Consider the following 23,463-nt stretch of genomic DNA (forward strand, 5'->3'; position numbering starts at 1 on the left):
TTACCAGTAAAAGGATAATTACCAATCTATTGGTTCCTCTCCTTTACTTTTTAGGTATTCATTTGTTTTGCTGAAGTGCTTATTCCCAAACCAATACCCCCTATTGGCACTTAAAGGCGAAGGATGTCCGCTGGTAAGAATCAGGTGTTTGGAAGCGTCTATTTTTTTAGCTTTTCTCTTGGCATAACCTCCCCATAACAGGAAAACCACGTTTTCTTTTTCTGCGGAAATAATCTCTATCACCCTGTCAGTAAACTGTTCCCAGCCTTTATTTTGATGCGATCCTGCCTGGTGCGCCCTTACGGTTAAAGTAGCATTAAGAAGCAATACACCCTGTTTTGCCCATCTTTCCAGGTTACCAGTATCAGGAACAGGTTTGCCAAGATCGTTTTCAATTTCCCTGAAGATATTAATTAAGGAAGGTGGCACGGCTACATTTTCTTTAACCGAAAAACAAAGTCCGTGCGCCTGGTTTACCCCATGATAAGGATCCTGGCCTAAAATCACAACTTTTGTATTTTCGAAAGTGGAATATTCAAAAGCGGCGAAAATATTTTTCCCGGCAGGAAAACATTTATGATTGGCGTATTCATCTTTAACAAAAGCCGCAAGATTCTGAAAATAAGGTTTTTCAAACTCTTCATCTAACTCTTTTTTCCATCTGGGATGTATTTCTACCTTCATTATAATTAAGTAAATTTGCAACACCTCAAAAGTAGGGAAAAATTACTATGATAAAAATTGCAGCTAAGAGCCTTATTGATCTGGAATTTCCGGTAGTGCGTGAGCAAATCAGCGAACTTTGCGTTACGGGAATGGGTAAGGAAAAAGCACTGGATATAAAGCCATTTTCAACCTATAAAAAAACCTATTTTGGCCTTAATCAAACCAATGAATATGTAAATTCCAAAACGCAGGAAAGCCCTATTCCCAATCATGGTTTTGATACTATTCAGAATGAAATAAAATTGCTGAAAATTGAAGATAGCATTCTTGAAGTTGGTGGCTTCAGGAAAATAGCTTCCATTTCAGAAACGGTAAATACCCAGCTACGGTATTTCAGAAAGTTCAGGGAGATTTATCCTGCACTATACACCACCACTTCAGAAGTGGAATACACTACCGAAGTTATTGAGAAAGTTGGGCAGGTAATTGACAAATATGGCGAGTTAAAAGATGATGCCTCTCCCCTTCTTCAAAATATAAGGCGCTCCATAAATTCCGTAAAAGGAAAAATTAATTCCAGTTTTAGCTCAGCACTTACCACATATTCCGGCTATGGCTATTTAGATGAAATACGGGAAAGTGTGGTGGAAAATGTTCGGGTTCTTGCCGTAAAAGCCATGTACAGGAGAAAGGTAAAAGGCGGGATTATGGGCAATTCCAAAACCGGAAGCATCGTTTACATCCAGCCGGAATCTACTTTTCAATTTACTCGGGAGCTGAATAACCTTCAATATGAAGAAAAAGAAGAGATCAACAGAATATTGAAGGAATTAACAAATTTCCTCAGGCCTTACCGGGAACTACTAATGGATTACCAGGAACTGCTGAGTGAGATTGATGTTATTGCCGCCAAGGCTAAATATGCCGACAAGGTCAACGGAATTTTGCCTAAAATTTCAGATAACAAAGAGGTTCAGCTAAAAGAGGCTTATCACCCTTTATTGCTGCTTTCCAATAAGAGAACTGGCAAGAAGACTTTTCCGCAGACCATAGAAATGGCAAAAGACAACCGGATAATTGTTATTTCCGGCCCCAATGCCGGTGGTAAAAGTATTACGCTAAAAACGGTTGGGCTGCTTCAGGTTATGTTGCAAAGCGGAATCCTGGTTCCTGTACATGAATACAGCCGGATGTGTTTCTTTGATAAGATCCTAACCGATATTGGGGATAATCAGTCCATAGAAAATCATTTAAGCACCTACAGTTACAGGCTGAAGAATATGAAGAAATTTCTTTGGAAGTGTGATGAGAACACGCTCTTTCTTATAGATGAATTCGGGACCGGAAGTGATCCTGAACTTGGCGGTGCTTTAGCTGAAACTTTTCTGGAGGTTTTTTATGAAAAAGAATCTTTTGGAATCCTCACCACGCATTACGCGAACCTGAAAAAACTAGCTGGAGAATTGCCAAATATGAGCAACGCCAATATGCTTTTTGATTCCAACAGCCTGGAGCCTATGTTTAAACTGCAGGTTGGAGAAGCGGGAAGTTCCTTTACTTTTGAAGTTGCGCAAAAAAACGGTATTCCTTTTAGCCTTATTAACCGTTCCAAGAAAAAAGTGGAAAGAGGAAAAATAAGGTTTGATAAAAGCATTGCCAAACTTCAGCAGGAGCGGTCCAAACTGCAAAAAACCACAGATTCCCTAAAGACAAAGGAAGTTAGGGCTGCCCAGGAAAAAGACAAGCTGGAAGAGATCAATAGCCGGGTTCAGCAAAAGCTGGAAAGTTACCAGGAATTGTATGATACCAATCAGCGACTGATATATCTTGGCCAAAAGATAAATGATATTAGCGAAAAATATTTCAACGACAAGAAAAAGAAGGAATTGATAGGAGAATTTCTGAAAATGGTTGAAATTGAAAATTCCAAGCGAAAGAAAGAATCTGCCAGGCAACGCAAAGCGAAAAAAGCACAGGAAAAGAAGCTCCAGCAGGAAGTAGCTAAAAAAATTGAGCCTATCAGGAAGCAGAAGAAGGAAGAAAAAGAAAAGCAAAAAATAGCTGCCCAAAAAGAAGCCAATAAACCTAAAGCTACTTTAAGAATTGGCGACCGGGTAAGGCTTGAGGATAGTAAAAGCGTGGGGACTTTGGATAAAATTGAAAAAGGTAAAGCAATTGTAAATTACGGTATGTTTACCACCTCGGTGGATATAAATCAGCTGGAACTGGTGCAGGCCATGAAAAAATAATATTATGGAAGAAGGAAAGAAAATTGTGCTATTTGACGGGGTTTGTAATCTTTGCGACGGCGCAGTCAATTTTATTATTAAACATGATAAGAAAGATATCTTTAGATTTGCTTCCCTGCAAAGCGAATTTGGCAAAAAGCTGGTAGCAGAAAGAGGCCTGGACCCGGAAGCAATAGATTCAGTTATTCTTATTGAACCTAGTGTGGCTTATTACCGGAAATCTTCCGCTGCCCTGGAAATTTCCCGTGATCTTTCCGGTGGCTATTCCCTGCTAAAAAACTTTATATTTCTACCTGAGGGTTTTCGGGACCTGGTTTATGACCTTATTGCCAAAAACAGGTATAAGTGGTTTGGAAAAAAAGAAAGCTGCATGATTCCCACCCCTGAACTAAAAGCTAAATTTTTGGATTAGAACCTGGTGACCTGCTTTCTGAAGAACTGGTTTCCACCTGTTCTTCATAATAATTATCATCCCAGTCTTTCACATTCGGTTCCCCCATTTTATCAACAGATTTGGCTACCATTAAAGCCACCGCAGCGTCCCCGGTAACATTTACTGTAGTCCTGCACATATCCAGTGGCCGGTCTACGGCAAAGATTAGTGCTAAACCTGCTTCAGGAATGCCTGCCTGGGCCAAAACAATAACCAACATTACCATTCCCGCACCTGGTACCGCTGCAGAGCCTATAGATGCCAATGTTGCAGTTGCAATAATTCCAAGCTGGGCACCTATACTAAGGTCTATTCCAAAAGCCTGTGCAATAAAGACTGCAGCCACGGCCTGGTATAGGCTGGTACCATCCATATTAATAGTAGCGCCAATAGGAAGTACAAAACTGGTTACTTCCCGGTGAACCCCCATGTGCTCCTCTACCCTTTCCATAGTTACCGGCAAAGTGGCCGCGCTGGAACTGGTTGAAAAAGCAAGGAGTTGCGCAGGGGCAATTCCATTAATAAAAAAAGAGGGCGTGTTTTTCGTAAAAATCCATACCAGTAAAACATACACTCCAATCATTAATGCCAGTCCAATAAGTACCGTAAGGGCATACATTCCCAGGGCAGCGAACAGATCGGCGCTGGGAGATTCCACCACTAGAGCGGCCAGCAGTGCAAATACACCATAAGGCGCGGTAAGCATAATGATGTCTATCATCTTAAGGATCACCTCGTTAAACCCATCAAAGAAATCCTTTACAGGTTTGGCAGTTTTTTCCGGGATAAGGATGAGGCCGATTCCGAAGAAAATAGCAAAAAAGATTACCTGTAACATATTGGCATTATCTCCGGCCGCGGCAAAAATATTGCTGGGTACAAGGTCTTCCAAAGCCTGCAAAGGCCCAGATTCCCGTTGCTTGGCTGCATTAAGCTGTACTCCGGAGGCATCCCCTTCATAACTTGCCAGCAAGTCTTCCCTGGTTTCTTGCGAAATAGTGCCTCCGGGATTTATGAGGTTTACCATCCCAAGGCCAATAGAAACTGCAATTATAGTGGTAATAATATAGGTGGCTATGGTCCTGGTCCCCATTTTGGACAATTTTGAAATATCCTTTAAATCTGATATTCCTTTAATAAGGGAGGCCAGGATAAGTGGCACTGCAATTAGTTTAAGGGCATTAATAAAAATATTGCCGAAAGGCTTTATCCAATCGCTTACAAATTCTTCCCCCCAACTAAAATTGGTGAGAATAAGCGCGAATATTACGCCGCCAGCCATTCCTAATAAAATCTGCCAATGCAGTGCAAGTTTTTTCATAGTAAAGCTATATCGAAATTTTAGATTCTTGATGTTTTATTCTGAAGCAAATAATCTGCTATCACTAAGGCTGCCATCGCTTCCACAATAGGGACCGCCCTTGGCACCACGCAGGGATCATGCCTGCCTTTACCCTGCATTTCTACAGATTCCCCTTCAGAATTTATGGTTTCCTGATTTTGCATAATGGTAGCCACCGGTTTAAAGGCAACATTGAAGTAGATGTCCATTCCGTTGGAAATTCCGCCCTGGATCCCGCCGCTAAGATTTGTTTTTGTGGAGCCATCATTGTTAAAAAGGTCGTTGTGTTTACTTCCCCTCATTTTAGTGCCTTCAAAACCACTCCCGTATTCAAAACCTTTTACGGCATTTATGGAAAGCATGGCTTTGCCAAGTTCTGCATGTAATTTGTCAAAAACCGGTTCTCCCAGTCCTTTTGGAACATTTTTTATTACACACTGTACGGTTCCACCCACTGTATCTCCTTCAGACCTGATCTTTTTTATGTAAGCTTCCATTTTTTCGGCAGTGGCAGGATCAGGACAGCGTACAGGATTCGTTTCGGTTAAGCTGAAATCCAGTTCGTTATGCTTCTTTTGAAGTTCAATTTCCCCAACCGAAGCAACGTAGGCGTTAATTTCGATTTCAGAGATTAATTGCTTTGCCAGCGCGCCGGCCACCACTCTACAGGCAGTTTCGCGGGCAGAAGATCTTCCTCCTCCGCGATAATCCCTTACTCCATATTTTTCATCATAAGTATAATCGGCATGGGAAGGCCTGTAAGTATCTTTGATATGCGAATAATCCTTAGACTTCTGGTTTGCATTTTTAATGACAAAACCAATTGGGGTGCCGGTTGTTTTTCCTTCAAAAAGCCCGGAATAAAATTCTACGGTATCCGGCTCTTTTCTTTGTGTAACAATGGCAGATTGCCCTGGCCTGCGGCGGTTAAGCTCCTGCTGAATCTTTTCTATAGCTATTTCCAAGCCGGCGGGACAACCGTCAATTATTCCTCCTATTGCCTGCCCGTGTGATTCTCCAAATGTGGTAAGTTTAAAAATTTTTCCGAAGGAATTACCCGCCATAGTTCTCGTTTTGAGCAAATGTAAATTTTTAGCCCCACTTTTGAAAGGCTAATTTCAATTATTGTCGGGATAAAAGGAGGCGAAAACCAACAGGAATGACTATTTCTATCCTATTGCACCAGCAGATGAAAATTGCAAGTTTTGACGGGATTTCGAATTTAATCTTCTTTATTGGAGTGAGTTGCTAAAACTTCATCTATCCTGGAAATTAAGGTAGCCATATCAAAAGGTTTAGCTATAAAATCCACCGCACCAGCTTCTTTACAAATTTTATCTGCATTGTGTAGTGCAGACATCATCACCACCGGGACGTGGGCAACTTCTTCGTCCTGCTTCAACTGTCCACAAACTTCAGTACCGTCTACTCCAGAAATCAGCTTATCAAGCAGTACGAGTTCTATATTATTGTTAACAATATTATCCTTTGTTTCCAAAGGCCTTTGGGATAAGGTAACGTTGTGGTCTTTGAATTCAAGTATATCCCTAATCATGTATCCAATAGACGCATCGTCATCTACTACTAATATTCTTGCCATATATTTCTGATTAATTTGTACAGGGGAGGGAAATGGTAAATTCTGAACCTTCCCCAAAAGTGCTCTCTACCTTAATAGAGCCACCATGACGTTTTATAATTTCATTAGATAAAAACAATCCTATTCCAAAACCGGCATAAGTATCTTCATTTTTAGCTCCTACCCTGTAAAACCGCTGAAATATCTTATCCAGTTCATTTTCAGGAATCCCTATGCCTTTATCCCTGATCTTCACAGCAGCAAGATGCTCTTCTTCTTTCTCTACCGATACCTCAATATCCTTAATGTCCGAAGAGTATTTAATAGCGTTGGTAATTATGTTCATAAGCACCTGACTAATCCTGGAACGGTCCGCATCAACCAGGCATTTACAATTGTTCTTCAAATTTATGGAATTAAAGTCCTGGTTAGAAAAATGTATGTCCTGTATGGTTTCTTCAACCAACTCATTCAGGAGGAACTTTTTCTTGCTGAATTCCAATTCATTTTCTTCAATCCTGGAAAGATCCAGGATTTCTGAAATAAGTCTAACCTGGCGTTCTACCTCGTTTTCAATTCTACATAAATAAGAGGATAAAGGTACTTCCTTAATTTTAGAATCTCTGTTCTCGTCCAGGATAGAAGTTAATAACTGTGTATAGCCTTTAATTGAAGTTACAGGGGTTTTTAGCTCATGGCTCACCAGTTTCAGGAATTTCTCCTTTTTCTTTTCCTCATCCTTCAATTTCTGAATTTCAGTACTGGAGCTCACCCAATTAACAATTTCTCCGCTTTCATCCCGCAAAGGAATTCCCCTGGTAAGGTGCCACTTATAATCCCCGTCCTTATTCAAAATCCGCATTTCCACTTCCAGTTCTGTTCCTTTAGATAATTTTTCTTTTACCGCCTGCATTATATAATACCTTTCTTCAGGATGCATGCGCTGCGACTTTTCTTCATTTATAAGCTCCTGCATGGATAAGCCGGTATAATCCTGCCAGCTTTTGTTATAATAAAAAGATTTTCCACTGGCGTCTGCAATGGTAATTTTATGAGGCATAAAGTCAATCATCTGGCGGAATTTTGATTCATTCTCCCTTAATTTCTGATGCAGCTCTGCCTGTTGCGAAACTATAGTGGCAATTATCCCTATTCCTTCTACTTCTCCCTTGTGGTTCCTTTGCGGCTGATAAAAAAAATCAAAATATTCAAGCTTTCTTTCTCCGTTCACTATGTGTTCCCCGGGCATTTCGAAAGCTCTTACTACCTCTCCCGTATGGTAAACCTTCATTAACAATTCATAAAAACCCTGTCCTTCCAGTTCCGGAACGGCTTTCATCAGGGGTTTTCCAATCACGGACTTCCCTTTGCCCCAATTTTGGAGTATAGCTTCATTTGCTACTTCAATAACAAGATTTTCACCTCTTAAAAAAGCAATTAATGAAGGCGAGGAATGGATAATCTCTTTATAACGGTTATTTACTTCCCTCTCATGATCAAGACAGGAGCGTAACCTCTCAATCTCCGCCTGAAGATGCGCAACATCTGCAGTTTCATTTTTTTCTGTCTTTGAATTCTTCATTTAAAAGCTTATGCCCCCAAATATAAAGATAAATAAGGGGAAGCCTTTTTGCTTTTACCTACAATGTTCTGTTAATATTATCGTCCATTATATTAATGCTTTTCTTAAAATACTAACGGGATGCAGAGCCGTTCTCTGGGTACCATCCTTTATCTGATGCCTGCAACTGGTACCATTGGCCGAAATAATGGTTTCTTTAGGAGCTTTTCTTACCGCCGGGAACAGCGTTTGTTCTCCTATACTCATACTAACCTGGTAATGCTCCTCTTCATACCCAAAAGATCCTGCCATCCCACAACATCCTGAAGGTATAATTGTGACTTTATAATTTTCCGGCAGATTAAGTATGCTAAAAGTAACTGCAGTGTTGGAAAGTGCTTTTTGGTGGCAATGCCCGTGGATCTTTATTTCCTTTTCTTCTGAAGTGAATGAAGATGCTTTTATATTGCCAAGGGAAACCTCCTTTTTTAGAAATTCCTCAATGATCATACAATTATTGGCAAGAGCTTCGGCTTCTGTTTTATCTTCAGCCAGCCGAAGGTACTCATCCCGAAAACTCAATACAGCAGAAGGTTCTATTCCAATAAGCGGCGTTTCTTCAGAAATAATATCTTTAAACAGCCAGATATTCTTATTGGCCAGTTCCTTAGCCTCTTCCAAAAATCCTTTGGAAAGGTGGCTGCGCCCGCTTTCTTCATGTTCTATGATCTCTACCTGGTAATTCAGCTTAAACAAAAGTTCCAGCGCATCAATACCAATTTCAGCATCCAGATAATTGGTGAATTCATCATTAAACAGGTAAACTTTCTTTATGGGATTTTCAGGTATAAGGCGCCGCCTGTTCTTTTTGTAATAACTCCAAAGTGTTTGGGAAGAAAGCTGGGGAAGACTTCGCTCTTTTGCTATTCCAAAAGCTTTTTTAGCTATTCCAGAGGTAATGTTGTTTTTGAAGAAAAAATTAGAAATCCCGGGCATTTTTGAACCAAGCCGGTTCATTTTTGCGTTGTTTACAAACATTTTATTGCGCCTGGTAAAACCGTTTTCCTTCTGATATTGATATTGAAATTCTGCTTTTAACGCAGCTACATCTACACTGGAAGGACATTCGCTTTTACAGCCTTTACAACTTATGCATAAATCGAAAACCTCTTTTAATTCCGCATTATCAAAGCGGTTCTTTTTTTCTGAATTAGTTAGGAATTCCCTTAATGCGTTGGCCCTTGCCCGCGTAGTATCTTTTTCATTTTTGGTAGCCCTGTAACTGGGGCACATCGTCCCGCCAGATTCTGAAGATTTCCTGCAGTCCCCGCTGCCATTGCACTGCTCTGCAAGCCTTAGGATTCCCTGGGTTTCAGAAAAATTCATTAAAGTATTTATTTCAGGCTCTTCGCGGTCTACTTCATATCTAAACGAGGTATCCATTGGCGCGGCATCTATAATCTTTCCCGGATTAAATATATTCTGCGGATCAAAGGTGAACTTCAGCTCCCTTAAAATCTGGTAATTTTTAGGGCCTATCATATATTCAATAAACTCTGCCCTTACTCTCCCATCTCCATGCTCGCCGCTCATGGAACCATTATATTTTTTCACAAGCCTGGCCACATCTTCCGTAATACTTCGAAAAAGCTTAACATCTTCAGATTTCTTGATATCCAGGATAGGCCTAAGGTGCAATTCCCCGGCCCCGGCATGGGCATAATACACGGCATCCTGTTTATACCTGCTCATCACTTTGGTAAATTCATCTATATAGGAAGCAAGTTTTGGGAGGGCCACTGCGGTATCTTCTATACAGGCCACGGCTTTACGGTCTCCGGTAATATTCCCCAACAACCCAAGGCCGGCTTTGCGCAATTCCAGCGCCAGATCAATCTGTTCTCCGTAAAGTACGGGAAAGGCATAGCCAAGGCCGGAAGATTCGAGAGTGTAAAGCAGCTTTTTCGTCTGTTTTTGTAGTTCCTCATCACTGTTTGCCCTTAGCTCCAGCATTAAAATGGCTTTAGGATCGCCGTCTATAAAAAACCTGTTCTCCTTATATTTAAGATTCTGTTTTGTACAGTCCAGGATGGTTTTATCCATCATTTCGCAGGTAAACAAGGGATGTTGCATGGCGGGGACAACAGCCTGCAAACAGGCTTCAATAGAATTATAATGGGCTGCCACCATAGCTGCTTTTGGAGGCGGTAAATTGTCCAGTTGTAAGGTGATTTCTGTAGTAAAGGCCAAAGTGCCTTCACTCCCGGCCAAAAATTTTGCCAGGTTAAATTCTTCAGCTTCCCCGGGATCGAAAACCTGGTTATAAAGAAGGTCGTCTATGGCATAGCCGGTATTTCGCCGGTGCATTTCCCTGGGTGGAAACTTTTCCTTTATTTCCTTTTGATTTTCTTCGGAAGACAACTTCTCTTTCAGCTCCCGGTATATTTTTCCTTCCAGATTTTGCAACTGAAGTTTTTCACCAAAAGCCTGATTGGATATATATCCGAATTCCGCATTACTCCCATCACTTAAAATGGTCTTGAGAGAAATAACCTTTTCCCGGGTAGTGCCATATTTTATAGAAGTGGTGCCGCTGGAGTTATTTCCCACCATCCCACCTATCATGCAACGATTGGAAGTGGAAGTGTTTGGCCCGAAAAAGAGACCGTGTTCATTTAGGATCCGGTTTAAATCGTCTCTTATAACGCCAGGCTGTAACCTTACCGTTTTATTTTCGGTATCTATTTCCAGGATTTTGGTAAAATGTTTGGAAACATCTACAATTATGCCCGTTCCCACACATTGCCCGGCAAGTGAAGTGCCGGCTGTACGTGGGATAAGCGACGTGTTATTGTTGGAAGCAAATTTTATTAGGATTTTAATATCCTTCTCACTTTTAGGATAGCAAACTGCCAGTGGCAATTCCCTGTACACAGATGCATCGGTGGCATAGATAGAACGCCATAAATCATCAGAAAAAAGTTCTCCTTCTATTTGGCCTTCCAGGGCCTCCAGCTTTTCTTTCATATAAAAAATCATAAATTTAAGAATTTAAGCGGGATCCGCTTAACACATTTTTAAACATTATTAACAATAGATTGGCCTAACCCGGCGTTTGCCTTAATAACGAACAATTAAATTTGTCAAAACAAACAAGAAAATCTCTAAAAGAATGAAGAAATTATTTTTATTCGCAGCGCTCAGTTTTGGTGCGGCATTGTTTACAGGAGCAAAAGCTCAGGAAATAGCTGATAATGCTATTGGTTTGCGCCTTGGAGGCGGTAACGCGTATGGGGCTGAAATTTCTTATCAGCGTGCCCTGGGAATGGACAACAACCGTCTTGAGCTGGATTTAGGCTGGAGAAATGATAGTGATTATAGCGCATTTAAAGTCATGGGCCTTTACCAGTGGGTATGGAACATAGATGGCAATTTTAACTGGTATGCCGGTGCAGGTGCCGGAATTGGCGGAGTATCTGATAAGAGGGATAATGTTGAAGCAGATGAAGGTGCCTTCTTTTCTATAGCCGGAGATGTGGGAATTGAATATAGTTTTGATATTCCACTAATGGTCTCTCTGGACCTTCGCCCTGAAATTGGCCTTAGCGGATACGATTATATTGATGATTTTACACCAGATATCGCTGTAGGAGTACGATATCAGTTTTAATAAAGACAGAAATTGAATAAAAAAAGTGGGAGCAAATCCCACTTTTTTTATTTTATACTTTTTCCAGTAAACTCTGGTAAAGTTCTTCATATTGAGGAACAATCCTGTTGATGTCAAATTTTTCCGCTTCCCGGTGGGCGTTTTCTTTAAACTTCTTCAAACGCTCTTTATCTTCCAGAATAAAAATTGCATTCTCTGCCATCTTCTGCACATCTCCAACCTTATTAAGAAAACCGGAAACTCCTTCTACATTTACTTCAGGCAAACCGCCGGTATTAGTAGAAATAACAGGCACGCCGTTCACCATAGCTTCCAGGGCGGCCAGCCCAAAGCTTTCCTTTTCAGAAGGCAACAGAAAGAGGTCTGAGAAACAAAGTACTTTATCTATTTCATGGCTTTCTCCCAGGAAAAGCACTTTATCCTGAATTTGAAGTTCTTTCACCAGCTCTTCCGCCATTTCTTTTTCCGGGCCTTCACCAACCATCATTAGTTTCGCCTTTATTTTCTTCTGAATTTCAAAAAAGATCTTTACCACATCATCAATGCGTTTCACCTTTCTAAAGTTGCTTACATGGGTGATAATTTTTTCATCTTCAGAAGCCATCATTTCCCGCTGGCAATCGGTAAAAGATTTGCGGTCGAATTTACTAACATCAATAAAATTAGGCACTACCTGTATTTCCCTGGTAATATTAAAGGAACTAAGGGTGTCTTCCTTAAGGCTTTGGGAAACCGAAGTAACCACATCACTGCTGTTAATACTGAATTTGACTGCAGGTTTGTAAAATGGGTGGCGGCCAACCAACGTAATATCGGTGCCGTGCAACGTGGTTACCATAGGAATGAAAATGCCTTCCTCTTCAAGCATCTTCTTTGCCATGTAACCTGCGTAAGCGTGTGGTATCGCGTAATGCACATGTAATAATTCTATCCCGTGCAGCTTTACCATATTCACCAGCTTACTGCTTAAAGCCAATTCGTAAGGCTGATAATGAAAAAGGGGATATTCCGGCACATGCACCTCGTGAAAACGGACATTGCTGGAAAGCTGGTCCAGCCTTACCGGCTGTTTATAAGTAATAAAATGGATCTCGTGTCCTCTTTTGGAGAGCGCCAGGCCAAGTTCAGTGGCTACCACTCCACTGCCCCCAAATGTTGGGTAACAAACAATAGCAATTTTCATTTATTTATTTCTTTTAAAGGACCCGGGACCAAAAGCATTAAATTTACAGGCACTAAAAATCTATAGCTTCATAGATCACTTCCTGTATTTTTGACCTGATATCCTCCCTTATCAACTCCCTGTTATTGGAATCGGGGTAGGTCCTGTTAGACAAAAATACGTATATAATTTCTTCCGCCGGGTCTGCCCAGGCAAAAGTTCCCGTGAATCCGCTATGGCCAAAACTCGTTAGTGAAACACAGCCACAGGTAGGGCCTACGCTGTGTAACTGAGGTTTGTCGAATCCTACGCCACGCCTTACATCCTCGTCACAATAATAACAGGTGTTGAACTTTGAAATGGTTCCCGGCTTCAGGAATTTTTCTCCACCATAGCTTCCTCCATTAAGGTACATTTGCATTATTTTTGCCACATCGTTGGAATTGCTGAATAAGCCGGCATGGCCACCAATGCCTCCCTGCATAGCCGCGCCCTGGTCGTGAACATAACCATGAACGGTTTGCGCCCGCCATAACTTATCCTCTTCGGTTGGAGCAATTTGTTCAAGGCTAAAGCGTGTAAGAGGTAAATAACCGGTATAATTTGCACCAAGGGGACGATAGAGCTTTTCCTGAGTAAGACTATTCATATTGGTATCATAATAATCTTCCAGATAATATTTCAGAATATAAAAAGGCAGGTCGCTGTACTTATACTCTTTTTTTCGCTCCAGGCTACTGTCCCGGATAAGGCTGAGAATAGTATCCTGGGCATCATCTTTTATGTACATATGGTCCGCAACCTGGGTATGAAAGGTTTCCTTTGGAACGGTACTATAAAAAACATCAGAAGGTTTATGCGTTTTTTTACTCAAAGTAGAAATATAAAAAGGAATCCAAACCTTTAGCCTTGCATAATGCATCAGCATATCCTGCAACCTGATATTTTCTTTATTTGAACCTTTAAATACCGGCATTAATTCCCCTAATGTGGTATCAAAACTTACAATCCCCTTTTCCTCCTGTTCCATAACAATTGGAAGCGTGGCCAAAATTTTTGTAAGCGAAGCCAGGTCGTAAAGAGTGGTATCGGTAACCGGTAATTCCTCTTCATAGGTCTGGTATCCAAAATTCCGCTGAAATATCACTTTTCCTTTTCTCGCAACCAGGATCTGGGCTCCGGGAGTCATTTTTTCACCTATGGCAAAATTAATTATAGAATCTATATCTTTTAGTTTGCTGGAGTTTAATCCCACCGTTTCAGGAAGTCCGTAACTAAGCCGGTTCAGGTTTTTGGTATGCAGGCCTGTGCCCTCGGGAAATTCTTTGCCAATGCTTACGGGCAGTTCTCCTTTTGCTTCCAGGGCACCAAAGAGGACCTGCGCCACTTTTTGCTGTGCCACTTCGTTGTTCTGATATCCTACAACTATCGCCTCCAGGTCATTAAAACCAGGAATATCAAGTAAGGCATAAGGCCGGGCAAAAACGCTGAGGAGCGTTTTATTTCTCCTGGCAATTTCGTAGATCCATCTTATTTCATTACTGGAAAATTTATAATCTGCCCATGGGCTGTTATCCGGCTTGTGAAAACCCACTATAACCTGATCATATTCATCTAACTTCTCCAGTAATTCTGAAAGCTTACTGGCTCTCACCCAATCTATTTTGGTGTATTTCTTTAACTGCTCCAAAAATGCGCTACCGTCCCCATCTCCAAAATTCACATAAGCGATCTTCTTTTTTGCAAGCTTTTTTATCGGCAAAATCCCGGTGTTATTCTTTATAAGCGTTATAGAATTTTCAGTGAGCTTTTCGAACAGGGCTTTATCCCGGATATTATTTAATTCTTCTACCAGGAAAGCAGTATTCACCGGTTCATAATCATTTAATCCTGCCTTATATTTCGCATAAAGGATTTTTTTAACTGAATGGCTTAACCGCTGTTCCTTAATGCTTCCCGAATTATAGGCATCAATAATTTTTTGAACAGCTTTAGGCACATCTTCTGAAATAAGCAAAACATCGTTGCCCGCCATAAAAGCCGCAAGATCTATATCTCCGGGGTCGCTAAAATTTGAAGCACCCTTCATATTTAGCGCGTCTGTAAATATGAGACCATGAAATCCAAGTTCATTTTTTAAAATTCCTGTCACCACAGTTTTACTCAAAGAAGACGGCGTACCATCTTCTTTCTCCAGGGCCGGAACATTTAAGTGGGCCACCATTACACTGGACAGCCCTTCCTGGATCAGTTTGCGGTAAGGGTACAGCTCCACACTATCTATTCTTTTTTTGGAGAAAGAAATAGTAGGAAGGGTTTTATGGGAATCGGTATCGGTATCGCCATGGCCCGGAAAATGTTTTGCACTGGAAAGAATCCCTTCCCGCTGCATCCCCTTCATAAAAGCAACAGCCTTTTCAGTCACTTTTTCTTTATTTTCACCAAAAGAACGGTTTCCAATAATGGGGTTTTCGGGATTGGTGTTAATATCCACCACCGGGGCAAAGTTAATATGAACCCCCATTCTTTTAGCGTTGCGGGAAATAGCCGCCCCGGCCTCTTCGATTAACTGATTATCCTGAATGGCACCAAGCGTCATATTCCAGGGAAGGGCAAAAGTGGAATCCAGCCGCATGGCCAGCCCCCATTCGGCATCCATACCTACAAGCAATGGAATATCTGAAATTTCCTGGAACTCGTTCGTTAATTTCGCCTGCCTTACAGGGCCACCTTTGGAAAAGATCACGCCGCCAATCTTTTCTTCTTCAATTAATTTCCTGGTTTTGTCAATTTCAGCATCACTTCCGCTGGAAAAAACATCAACCATAAACAGCTGCCCTACTTTCTCCTTTAAGGTCATCGTATTGTACAGACTATCCACCCATTTTTTCTGGGCGGCAAAATCTTTACTGATAAGTGGACTCGTTTGCTGGGCTGACAGGTTAAAAAATGATAGAAAAAAAAGGAAGCTGAAAAACAGGATTTTCGGAACTGTTTTCAAAGTCATTTAATTCAAAAATCGGTTATGCCAGCTTTCAGATGCGGGAACTTCCCAGTCTGAAAGGTATTCGGCTTTATTATTCACTAGATTATTAAAAACAATAGTTTTGGAAGAAACAGCTTTTTCCTTAGCCATTTTTCTGAAATCGCTCAGATTCTTATACGCGATAAATTCTCCCTGCTTGTATGAAACATTCATTTTATCCAGAAGGTCCACTCCATACTCTTTTTCCAGTTGCTGAATAAAATGTACAGAAGCATCTATAGAGCAGCCCGAAGCGGCATTAACCTGCTGGTCCAGGGCAAGCACGATAAACCGGCGGTACTTTATTTCAAAAGAAGCCTTGAGCTCTGCACCATGAGCGGTCCACCGCTGAATAAAACGTTCTAATTCTGGCTGGATTTCCTGAAGTTCTTCTTCAGTAAACGGGCGGTTTGACTGATAGATCCACACGCGTGAACTATCTGGTAAAGTATTAAAAGGTACTAACATTGTTGAGTCGAAAAATATAGGTTTCTACAAAGCTAATTGTTTAGCCTGTAGCTTCAAATATAGTACCGTAATTTAACTTTTGATATTAAGAAAATCTCATGAAGAACGGGTTTGGAAACCGGAAAAACTTCAGTAAAGAAAAAATTAAAGATCATCGGCAGAAGCGATCATTTCAGCAACATCCATCACCGCTATACTGTCCTCTTTATTTTTATTTTTAACTCCGTCGGTTAGCATGGTATTGCAAAAAGGACAACCTGCGGCAACCACTTCAGGCTTTACCTCCATCGCTTCCTCAGTTCGCTTTATATTAATGTCTTTAGTTCCTGGTTCCGGCTCTTTGAACATTTGCGCGCCCCCGGCACCACAACATAAACCATTGCGCTTGCAATTTCTCATCTCCACAAGTTCCACTTCCAGCTTGCGAAGCAAATCTCGCGGAGCCTCATACTCACCATTCCCTCTTCCCAGATAGCACGGGTCGTGAAAAGTGATTTTTTTGCCTTTAAATTTACCGCCTTCAACTTTCAGCCTGCCCTCATTAAGAAGGGATTTCAGGAATTGGGTATGGTGCATTACTTTATAATTTCCACCAAGGGACGGGTATTCATTCTTTATGGTATTGAAGCAGTGCGGGCAGGCAGTGACAATTTTTTTAATCTCATACCCGTTAAGGACTTCAATATTTGCAGCGGCCTGCATCTGGAAGAGGAATTCGTTCCCGGCACGTTTGGCAGGATCACCGGTACAGCTTTCTTCAGTTCCCAAAACTGCAAAATCTACCCCTGCCTTATTTAAAAGTTTCACAAAAGCCCTGGTAATTTTTTTCGCCCTGTCGTCAAAACTCCCGGCGCATCCCACCCAAAACAGGACTTCCGGCTGTTTGCCTTCTGCCATATATTCGGCCATTGTTGGAACTTTTAATGCTTCTGCCATATCACTACTACTTTCTTTTGTAATTATGAATTTTCTTTGGCCCAGTTTAACCTGTCCATCTGGTTGTAAGGCCAGGGCGCGCCATTATTCTCTATGTTGGTCATAGAAATTGCCAGTTCGTTAGGGGCCGCGCTTTGTTCCATTACCAGATATCTTCTCATATCTACTATAATGGACATGGGATCTATTCCAACAGGGCAGGCTTCCACACAGGCATTACAGGTGGTACAGGCCCAAAGTTCTTCCCTAAGAATATAATCATCCAGCAACTGCTTGCCGTCTTCCTTAAATTCTCCGTTTTTGTTGATGTTTTCTCCCACTTCTTCCAAACGATCGCGGGTATCCATCATGATCTTTCTTGGAGAAAGCTTTTTACCTGTTTTGTTTGCCGGGCATTCTGCCGTACATCTCCCGCATTCTGTACAGGTATAAGCGTTTAAAAGCTGAACCCTGTTGAGATCCATAACATCTGATGCGCCAAATTTTTCGGGTTCTTCTGTTTCTTCCCCTTCAGCCGGGGCAGCAAAAGGATCGGCATCGGGATCCATCATTAGCTTGACTTCATCTGTCACTGACTGTAAGTTGTCAAATTCCCCCTTCGGCTTTAATTTTGAAAAATAGACGTTGGGAAATGCCAGTAAAATATGAAGGTGCTTGGAATAATATAAGTAATTCAGAAAAAATAAAATTCCCAGAATATGAAGCCACCAGGCGGTTCTTTCAATAATAATGAGGGTGCCGTCGCTTAAACCTTCAAAAACAGGTAACATAAACTGGCTCACAGGAAAAGAACCCATAATTCCGGCCTCATTGGCATAATGCTCCACGCCGTTTACCTGTAATTGATAATCTGCCACGTTCATCGTTAGGAACAACAGCATCAGTACCATTTCAAAGTAAAGGATATAATTAGCGTCATTCTTAGGCCAGCCTTTCAGCTCACGGCCCAGAAACCTGTAAATGTTGGTAATGTTTCTCCTGGTCCAGAATATGATTACCCCCAAAAGAACCAGTAGCGCGAGAATTTCGAATGCAGCTATCAAAAAATTATAAAAGCCGCCCATAAAGGAAAAGATGCGATGGGTACCAAACACCCCGTCTATAATAATTTCCAGAACCTCAATATTAATAATTATGAAACCGAGGTAGACTATAACATGAAGAATACCAGCGATGGGTTTTCTAACCATCTTGCTCTGGCCAAACGCGATCCTGGCCATTTTGGAAAATCGTTCCCCTGCCCTGTCTTTTCTGTCTATTTCTTTCCCTAATTTGATATTTCGAATGAGCAGGCGGATATTTTTCGCGAAAAATCCCAGGCCTGCCACCAGGGCAATTAAGAATAAGATTTGGGCGATAATTTGCATGGATATTACTTTAAGCTATCTTCAGGCTCTGTATAACCCTTTGGGCGTTTTCCAAATACGGAAAAATGCACATATCTCTTTGGGTTAAGTTTTATGTCCTGTAGTAATTCTTCAAGCTGCTTCGTAGCACGGTCCAGGTTATTATAAACCTCATCATCATTAATAAATTTACCTGCTGTACCCTGGCCTTCCGCCAGTTTATTGGAAACTTCTTCAAAATCAGCAATAATGTTTTCCAAGTCACCTGTCATTTTGCTAAGGTTCACATTCGCCAGCGTATCTGAGAACTTATTAAAGTTGGTAGACATTTCGTCCAAATTGGTAAGAGTGCGGTCAATTTTATCAGAATTTCCCTGTACAATTCCTTCCAAAGATTCCGCGGTACCTCTAAAAGCCCGGGAAGTAGCACTTAGGTTCTGGAAAGTATTCTGGATGTTATTGGTTGTAGAGTCGTTTAACACTTTATTGATCCCCGATAGTAAAGAATCGGCGCTAACGATGGCATTTTCTACCTTAGCCTGAAGAGGTGTAAGTTTATCGTTAACAAGTTCCATAATCCCTTCTTCAATTTCGCCACGAAGGGTGTCCCCGGATTTTGCCAAATTGCCTTTCTCGTATGTAGGAACTATAGCCAGGGATTTGCCTCCAATAATATTACCCCCGTATATGTTGGCAACACTGGATTCAGAAAATGGAAAATCGTTATCTACGGTAAATTTAACTACTAAAAGTCCGGTATTATTTAGAAAATCTATACTGTTTACCTGCCCAACTTTAAGGCCATTAATGGTTACTGCAGAGGAAGGGGAAAGACCTTCAACATCATCATAGACTGCGTAAAATACCCTGCTGTCATCAAGAAGATTTTTACCTTTGAGGAAACTATAACCGAAAATAAGAATCAATATGGCAATTATGCCAAGTATGGCTGTTTTTACCTCTTTAGAATACTTCAAAAGCTATTTTTTTAGGATCCGTACAAATTTAGAAATAAAAATAGAAAAGTACATCTAATTGAGGCCCGATTTTAACGCCTCATTAACTGTAATCTTGTGCCCGTTCCTAAAAGCGACGATATAGCTGGAAGAATACCCGCTTTTTATAGCTTCCTGATGCAGTTGCTGGATTTTAAGATAATCTGAAGTAGCTCCAAGATAGTATTTATAAAGGGAACCTTCCTTTGCCCGCGCCACATTTTCCAGTCCTTTAAAATTGTAAGGCTTTGTTTCCAGCTTCCTGGAACCGGCGGCTAACTGTACTTTAAAAGTCACTCCTTCATAATAGCTGGAATTGCTCACCGCTGTGGATTCTATATTTCCAGCGGTCTCTGGGATACTTTCCAGGGTAGAGAGGTTAATGTTCTTGCTATAGTTAATAATAGCGTCAGAAATGGCTTCGGCCATTTTGTTTTGCCCGCTGTTGCTGTTTAAAAATGCTCCTTCTTCATTATTGGTAAGAAAACCAGTTTCAATAAGAACACTTGGCATAACTGCTTCACGTAATACAAGAAAAACATCCTGTTTTACACCACGATTATTTCTTTTAAGCTCGTTGGTAAACTTCTTCTGGATAAAATCTGCCAGGAGAATACTCTGGTTTAAATATTCTTCCTGCATTAAAGCAAGCCCTATATAAGATTCAGGGGAATTTGGATCAAATCCATTATAAGTCACCTCGTAATCTTCCTCGAGATAGATCACAGAGTTTTCCCGCTTGGCAATCTCCAGGTTATCGTCGCTCCTCCTAAGTCCCAGCACAAAAGTTTCAGTGCCTTTGGCCTGGGAACTGTGGGAATTGCAGTGTACGGAAACAAACAAATCTGCCCGTGCGTCATTAGCAATTTGCGTGCGCTCCTTTAAAGGGATAAAAACGTCGCTGTCCCGGGTGTAAATAACTTCTATCCCGTTCTTTTCAAGCTCCTTCCCTACTTTAAGAATTATACTTAGCGCTATATTCTTCTCTTTGTATCCATTGCCCATGTTGCCGGGATCTTTGCCTCCATGGCCGGCGTCCAGTACCACAACAAAACGATCTTTAGGGGGAACTTCATTAGCAAAGGCAACAGTGCTAAAATTAAAAACACAAAAGAATAATACGAAAAGTTTAATTAAGTTCGTTCTCATAAACAGGTAACGCTAATATCGGGGTGAATATTTTAATTACTATTTTTCACTCTTTCACAAAAGTCAGGTGGAAAAATATATGTAATTTTGGAATCGCAAAAAGCAAGCCACTCTATACAAAAATAGTACTTAAAGCATTGCAAACAAATATACCTCATATACTTTTTTGCTGTATTTTTATACTGTCATTCCCTTCATTTTTAACCGCCCAGGAAATTGATACACTGGGCGGCATTCGTATAGACGCGGCCCGCGATACTATTATTTCTGTGGGAGAAGGCATTCCGCTTGCGCAAACCATCCGCATGCAGGATAGCATTTTAACAGACACTGTACGCCCTCCACAGGGAAACCAGCTTTTAACAGACAAAGTAACTTATAAAGCCAAAGATTATTTGCGCCTAAGCCAGCGGGAAAACCGTATGTACCTGTATAATGAAGCTGAAGTAGTGTATGGGGACATGACTATTAACGCAGGCCGCATTATTATCGATAATGAGAAAAATGAGGTATATGCCTTCGGAATAGTAGACTCCACGGGCACTTACACGCAGGCGCCGGTTTTTAAACAGGGCCCAAAAACTGTGGAACCAGATTCCATACGCTTCAATTTTGATACGGAAAGGGCGCTAATTTATAATTCCCGCACCCAGGAAGCCCAGTTTAATGTTATTGGAGAAGTGACCAAACGGGAGAATGATTCGGTTTACTTTATGCAGAACGTGCGTTTTACCACTTCTGAAGATGTGGATAACCCGGATTATTATTTTTATGCCCGGAGGATAAAATTTGTTCCAGACAAGAAAATTGTCTCCGGCCTGGTAAATATGTATATCGCCGATGTCCCCACACCCTTAGGATTACCTTTTGGATATTTCCCGATGACTGAAGAAGAGACCTCCGGTTTTATAATTCCTTCTTTTGGGGACAGTAATGCCCGGGGCTATTATCTGCAGAACGGAGGGTATTATTTTGCCATAAGCGATTATGTGGACCTACTGGCCATTGGGGATTATTATACCAACGGGAGTTACGCTATGAACCTGGAAAGTAATTACGCCAAACGCTATCGCTTTCGCGGAAATATTAGTTTCAGGTACGAACGGCTTCTGGAAAGCGAGAGAGGTTTTCCAGATTTTGCTCAAAGCTCCAATTATAATTTAAGGTGGTCCCATAGCCAGGATTCAAAAGCCAGTCCTTCTTCCAGGTTCAGCGCTTCGGTAAATTTAGGAAGTAGCGATTATTACCGGGAATCTGTAAATCAAGCCAATACAGGTAATTTCTTGAACAATACCTTAAACTCTTCGGTTTCCTATTCTAAAACTTTTGAAGGGACACCGCAGGTTACCTTAAACCTAGCTGCAAGGCATTCCCAGAATACCAATACCGGGGTGGTAAATCTAACATTGCCAACTTTAACGGCCAGCATGTCCAGGATCTATCCTTTTGAACCCAGGGTTGGAGCAAAAAAAGGAATCATAGAAAATATCAATTTTCAGTATAACTTAAGAGCCGAAAACAGGATTAGTACTTATGATTCTCTTTTCTTTAAACCAGAGATGTTTGAAGGCGCGGTTTACGGAGCCCAACATTCCGTTCCTATCTCTACTAACTTCAAACTTTTCAGGTATCTAAGCGTTAGTACCGGTGCGAGTTATGAAGAGAACTGGGTCTTTGAAACTTACGAAAGGTATTATGACGAAGAAACCAACAGTGTATTAAGGGACACCATTAAAGGTTTTGACGCTTTTCGCACCTATAATTTTAATGCCAGCATAGGAACTACAATTTATGGCATGAAGAGTTTTGGGAAAGACAAGAAAATTCAGGCGATAAGGCATGTAATGCGGCCATCGATAAATTACAACGTGAACCCGGCTTTTGACCAGTATTATGACCAATTCGAAAGGCCAGACGCTGCAGATCCCTCCCAGATTAACCTGGTGGATTATTCGCGTTTCGATGGAACCTTGTATGGCGCGCCGGGAAGAAATTTTTCCAGTTCTATAGGCCTTAGCATAAGTAACACGCTGGAAGCAAAAGTGCGCGATAAAGACAGTACAGCCACAGAACCCAAGAAGATAACGCTGCTCAACAACTTTAGCATGAGCACCTCCTATAATCTTGCAGGCGATTCCCTGCGCCTGGCTCCAATTTCCCTGCGTGGCGGAATTCCGATAGTGGACAACAAGCTTACCATTAATTTTTCCAGTATGCTGGATATTTATGCGCTGGACAACAACAACCGCCGGATTGACAGGCTAAACATCAACAATGGCGGTAGCCTCTTCAGGTTTACTAACGCCAATGTAAGTTTTGGATATTCTTTCTCAAGCAAGGATTTTGATAAGGATACCGAAAATGATGATGAAGTTGAAAATGACACCTACAGAAATGGTGGCCGAAGGGACGATCTCTTTGGAAAAGGTACCGATCTAGATGGCACTTTTTATGAAGATGAAGAAGATCCTTTTGAAGGTAATGAAGAACGGGAAACCAACAGTGAGTGGTACAACTACAAAATTCCCTGGGACCTGCGCCTTTCTTATACCATGACGTACAGCAACAATGCTCGCCAAAATGAAATCACTTCCCATTCCCTCATGTTCTCGGGGAATGTGGAACTTTCCCCAAAATGGTCTATTGGAGCCTCTTCAGGTTTTGACATAAAGGAACAGGGGTTTACTTATACCCAATTGAGATTTGCAAGGGATCTGGACAGCTGGAGGATAAACTTTAGCTGGATACCTTTTAGTCAGCGAAAATCCTGGAATTTCTTTATTGGAATTAAATCTTCTATCTTAAGTGATATTAAATACGAAAAACGAAGGAATCGTGACAGAAGCCTTTAAGCGATAGACAGTGAAGGAGAAAGAGTGAAG

At 41.2% G+C, this 23,463-nt stretch carries 17 protein-coding genes; 4 read left to right on the forward strand and 13 right to left on the reverse strand.

The window, feature by feature from the left end; all coding sequences use genetic code 11:
• Positions 1-18: 18 nt before the first annotated feature.
• Positions 19-684 (reverse strand): uracil-DNA glycosylase, encoded by a 666-nt coding sequence (locus RM553_RS03290; RefSeq protein WP_311533555.1) that lies wholly within the window; start codon positions 682-684, stop codon positions 19-21.
• Between the two features lie 47 nt (positions 685-731).
• Here RM553_RS03290 and RM553_RS03295 point away from each other — a divergent pair, with 47 nt between their 5' ends.
• Together RM553_RS03295 and RM553_RS03300 are read left to right on the forward strand one after the other, a co-directional pair.
• Positions 732-2,915 (forward strand): endonuclease MutS2, encoded by a 2,184-nt coding sequence (locus tag RM553_RS03295; RefSeq protein ID WP_311533556.1) that lies wholly within the window; start codon positions 732-734, stop codon positions 2,913-2,915.
• 4 nt (positions 2,916-2,919) lie between these two features.
• Positions 2,920-3,327: a thiol-disulfide oxidoreductase DCC family protein gene (locus tag RM553_RS03300; RefSeq protein WP_311533557.1), complete on the forward strand. Its 408-nt coding sequence runs from the start codon at positions 2,920-2,922 to the stop codon at positions 3,325-3,327.
• Here the strand turns inward: RM553_RS03300 and RM553_RS03305 are convergent.
• The 5 genes from RM553_RS03305 to RM553_RS03325 form a co-directional block, all read right to left on the reverse strand.
• Positions 3,311-4,669, reverse strand: a complete 1,359-nt coding sequence (locus RM553_RS03305) for a dicarboxylate/amino acid:cation symporter (RefSeq protein WP_311533558.1) — start codon at positions 4,667-4,669, stop codon at positions 3,311-3,313. The two genes, RM553_RS03300 and RM553_RS03305, sit on opposite strands and share 17 nt — an antisense overlap.
• Positions 4,670-4,689: 20 nt before the next feature.
• Positions 4,690-5,754 carry a chorismate synthase gene (gene aroC, locus RM553_RS03310; RefSeq protein ID WP_311533559.1) on the reverse strand — a complete coding sequence of 355 codons (1,065 nt, stop codon included), beginning with the start codon at positions 5,752-5,754 and terminating at the stop codon, positions 4,690-4,692.
• 158 nt (positions 5,755-5,912) lie between these two features.
• Positions 5,913-6,290: a response regulator gene (locus tag RM553_RS03315; protein WP_311533560.1), complete on the reverse strand. Its 378-nt coding sequence runs from the start codon at positions 6,288-6,290 to the stop codon at positions 5,913-5,915.
• Positions 6,291-6,300: 10 nt separating this feature from the next.
• Positions 6,301-7,851: an ATP-binding protein gene (locus tag RM553_RS03320; RefSeq protein WP_311533561.1), complete on the reverse strand. Its 1,551-nt coding sequence runs from the start codon at positions 7,849-7,851 to the stop codon at positions 6,301-6,303.
• Positions 7,852-7,938: 87 nt separating this feature from the next.
• Positions 7,939-10,857, reverse strand: coding sequence for an FAD-binding and (Fe-S)-binding domain-containing protein (locus RM553_RS03325; protein WP_311533562.1), 2,919 nt, complete (start codon positions 10,855-10,857; stop codon positions 7,939-7,941).
• Positions 10,858-11,002: 145 nt separating this feature from the next.
• Here RM553_RS03325 and RM553_RS03330 point away from each other — a divergent pair, with 145 nt between their 5' ends.
• Positions 11,003-11,500, forward strand: coding sequence for a hypothetical protein (locus RM553_RS03330; RefSeq protein ID WP_311533563.1), 498 nt, complete (start codon positions 11,003-11,005; stop codon positions 11,498-11,500).
• A gap of 52 nt (positions 11,501-11,552) precedes the next feature.
• On the opposite strand, the gene bshA is transcribed toward RM553_RS03330, so the two are convergent.
• The 7 genes from bshA to RM553_RS03365 all read right to left on the reverse strand — a co-directional run bounded on the left by bshA (position 11,553) and on the right by RM553_RS03365 (position 20,581).
• Positions 11,553-12,683, reverse strand: a complete 1,131-nt coding sequence (gene bshA, locus RM553_RS03335) for an N-acetyl-alpha-D-glucosaminyl L-malate synthase BshA (RefSeq protein WP_311533564.1) — start codon at positions 12,681-12,683, stop codon at positions 11,553-11,555.
• Between the two features lie 52 nt (positions 12,684-12,735).
• Positions 12,736-15,669: a serine hydrolase domain-containing protein gene (locus RM553_RS03340; protein WP_311533565.1), complete on the reverse strand. Its 2,934-nt coding sequence runs from the start codon at positions 15,667-15,669 to the stop codon at positions 12,736-12,738.
• Complete coding sequence (locus RM553_RS03345) at positions 15,670-16,155, reverse strand: ABC transporter ATPase (protein ID WP_311533566.1); 486 nt, start codon at positions 16,153-16,155, stop codon at positions 15,670-15,672.
• Positions 16,156-16,299: 144 nt separating this feature from the next.
• Positions 16,300-17,091 (reverse strand): (Fe-S)-binding protein, encoded by a 792-nt coding sequence (locus RM553_RS03350; RefSeq protein ID WP_311533567.1) that lies wholly within the window; start codon positions 17,089-17,091, stop codon positions 16,300-16,302.
• Between the two features lie 23 nt (positions 17,092-17,114).
• Positions 17,115-18,458, reverse strand: coding sequence for a 4Fe-4S dicluster domain-containing protein (locus RM553_RS03355; RefSeq protein WP_311533568.1), 1,344 nt, complete (start codon positions 18,456-18,458; stop codon positions 17,115-17,117).
• Between the two features lie 5 nt (positions 18,459-18,463).
• Entirely contained in the window at positions 18,464-19,414 is a 951-nt protein-coding gene (locus RM553_RS03360) for an MlaD family protein (protein ID WP_311533569.1), read from the reverse strand.
• Positions 19,415-19,468: 54 nt separating this feature from the next.
• Positions 19,469-20,581: an N-acetylmuramoyl-L-alanine amidase family protein gene (locus RM553_RS03365; RefSeq protein ID WP_311533570.1), complete on the reverse strand. Its 1,113-nt coding sequence runs from the start codon at positions 20,579-20,581 to the stop codon at positions 19,469-19,471.
• A 137-nt stretch (positions 20,582-20,718) separates the two neighbouring features.
• On the opposite strand from RM553_RS03365, the gene RM553_RS03370 reads away from it, so the two are divergent.
• Positions 20,719-23,433: a putative LPS assembly protein LptD gene (locus RM553_RS03370; RefSeq protein ID WP_311533571.1), complete on the forward strand. Its 2,715-nt coding sequence runs from the start codon at positions 20,719-20,721 to the stop codon at positions 23,431-23,433.
• The last annotated feature ends 30 nt before the right edge of the window (positions 23,434-23,463 follow it).

The organism is Autumnicola tepida, assembly GCF_031846485.1.
In the GTDB taxonomy this organism is placed as follows: Bacteria; Bacteroidota; Bacteroidia; order Flavobacteriales; family Flavobacteriaceae; genus Autumnicola; species Autumnicola tepida.

What these genes read in the sequence shown, in the direction of transcription:
- RM553_RS03290 (WP_311533555.1), bottom strand. Translation starts at nt 684, where the DNA reads ATGAAGGTAGAAATACATCCCAGATGGAAAAAAGAGTTAGATGAAGAG.
- RM553_RS03295 (WP_311533556.1), top strand. Translation starts at nt 732, where the DNA reads ATGATAAAAATTGCAGCTAAGAGCCTTATTGATCTGGAATTTCCGGTA.
- RM553_RS03300 (WP_311533557.1), top strand. Translation starts at nt 2,920, where the DNA reads ATGGAAGAAGGAAAGAAAATTGTGCTATTTGACGGGGTTTGTAATCTT.
- RM553_RS03305 (WP_311533558.1), bottom strand. Translation starts at nt 4,669, where the DNA reads ATGAAAAAACTTGCACTGCATTGGCAGATTTTATTAGGAATGGCTGGC.
- aroC (WP_311533559.1), bottom strand. Translation starts at nt 5,754, where the DNA reads ATGGCGGGTAATTCCTTCGGAAAAATTTTTAAACTTACCACATTTGGA.
- RM553_RS03315 (WP_311533560.1), bottom strand. Translation starts at nt 6,290, where the DNA reads ATGGCAAGAATATTAGTAGTAGATGACGATGCGTCTATTGGATACATG.
- RM553_RS03320 (WP_311533561.1), bottom strand. Translation starts at nt 7,851, where the DNA reads ATGAAGAATTCAAAGACAGAAAAAAATGAAACTGCAGATGTTGCGCAT.
- RM553_RS03325 (WP_311533562.1), bottom strand. Translation starts at nt 10,857, where the DNA reads ATGAAAGAAAAGCTGGAGGCCCTGGAAGGCCAAATAGAAGGAGAACTT.
- RM553_RS03330 (WP_311533563.1), top strand. Translation starts at nt 11,003, where the DNA reads ATGAAGAAATTATTTTTATTCGCAGCGCTCAGTTTTGGTGCGGCATTG.
- bshA (WP_311533564.1), bottom strand. Translation starts at nt 12,683, where the DNA reads ATGAAAATTGCTATTGTTTGTTACCCAACATTTGGGGGCAGTGGAGTG.
- RM553_RS03340 (WP_311533565.1), bottom strand. Translation starts at nt 15,669, where the DNA reads ATGACTTTGAAAACAGTTCCGAAAATCCTGTTTTTCAGCTTCCTTTTT.
- RM553_RS03345 (WP_311533566.1), bottom strand. Translation starts at nt 16,155, where the DNA reads ATGTTAGTACCTTTTAATACTTTACCAGATAGTTCACGCGTGTGGATC.
- RM553_RS03350 (WP_311533567.1), bottom strand. Translation starts at nt 17,091, where the DNA reads ATGGCAGAAGCATTAAAAGTTCCAACAATGGCCGAATATATGGCAGAA.
- RM553_RS03355 (WP_311533568.1), bottom strand. Translation starts at nt 18,458, where the DNA reads ATGCAAATTATCGCCCAAATCTTATTCTTAATTGCCCTGGTGGCAGGC.
- RM553_RS03365 (WP_311533570.1), bottom strand. Translation starts at nt 20,581, where the DNA reads ATGAGAACGAACTTAATTAAACTTTTCGTATTATTCTTTTGTGTTTTT.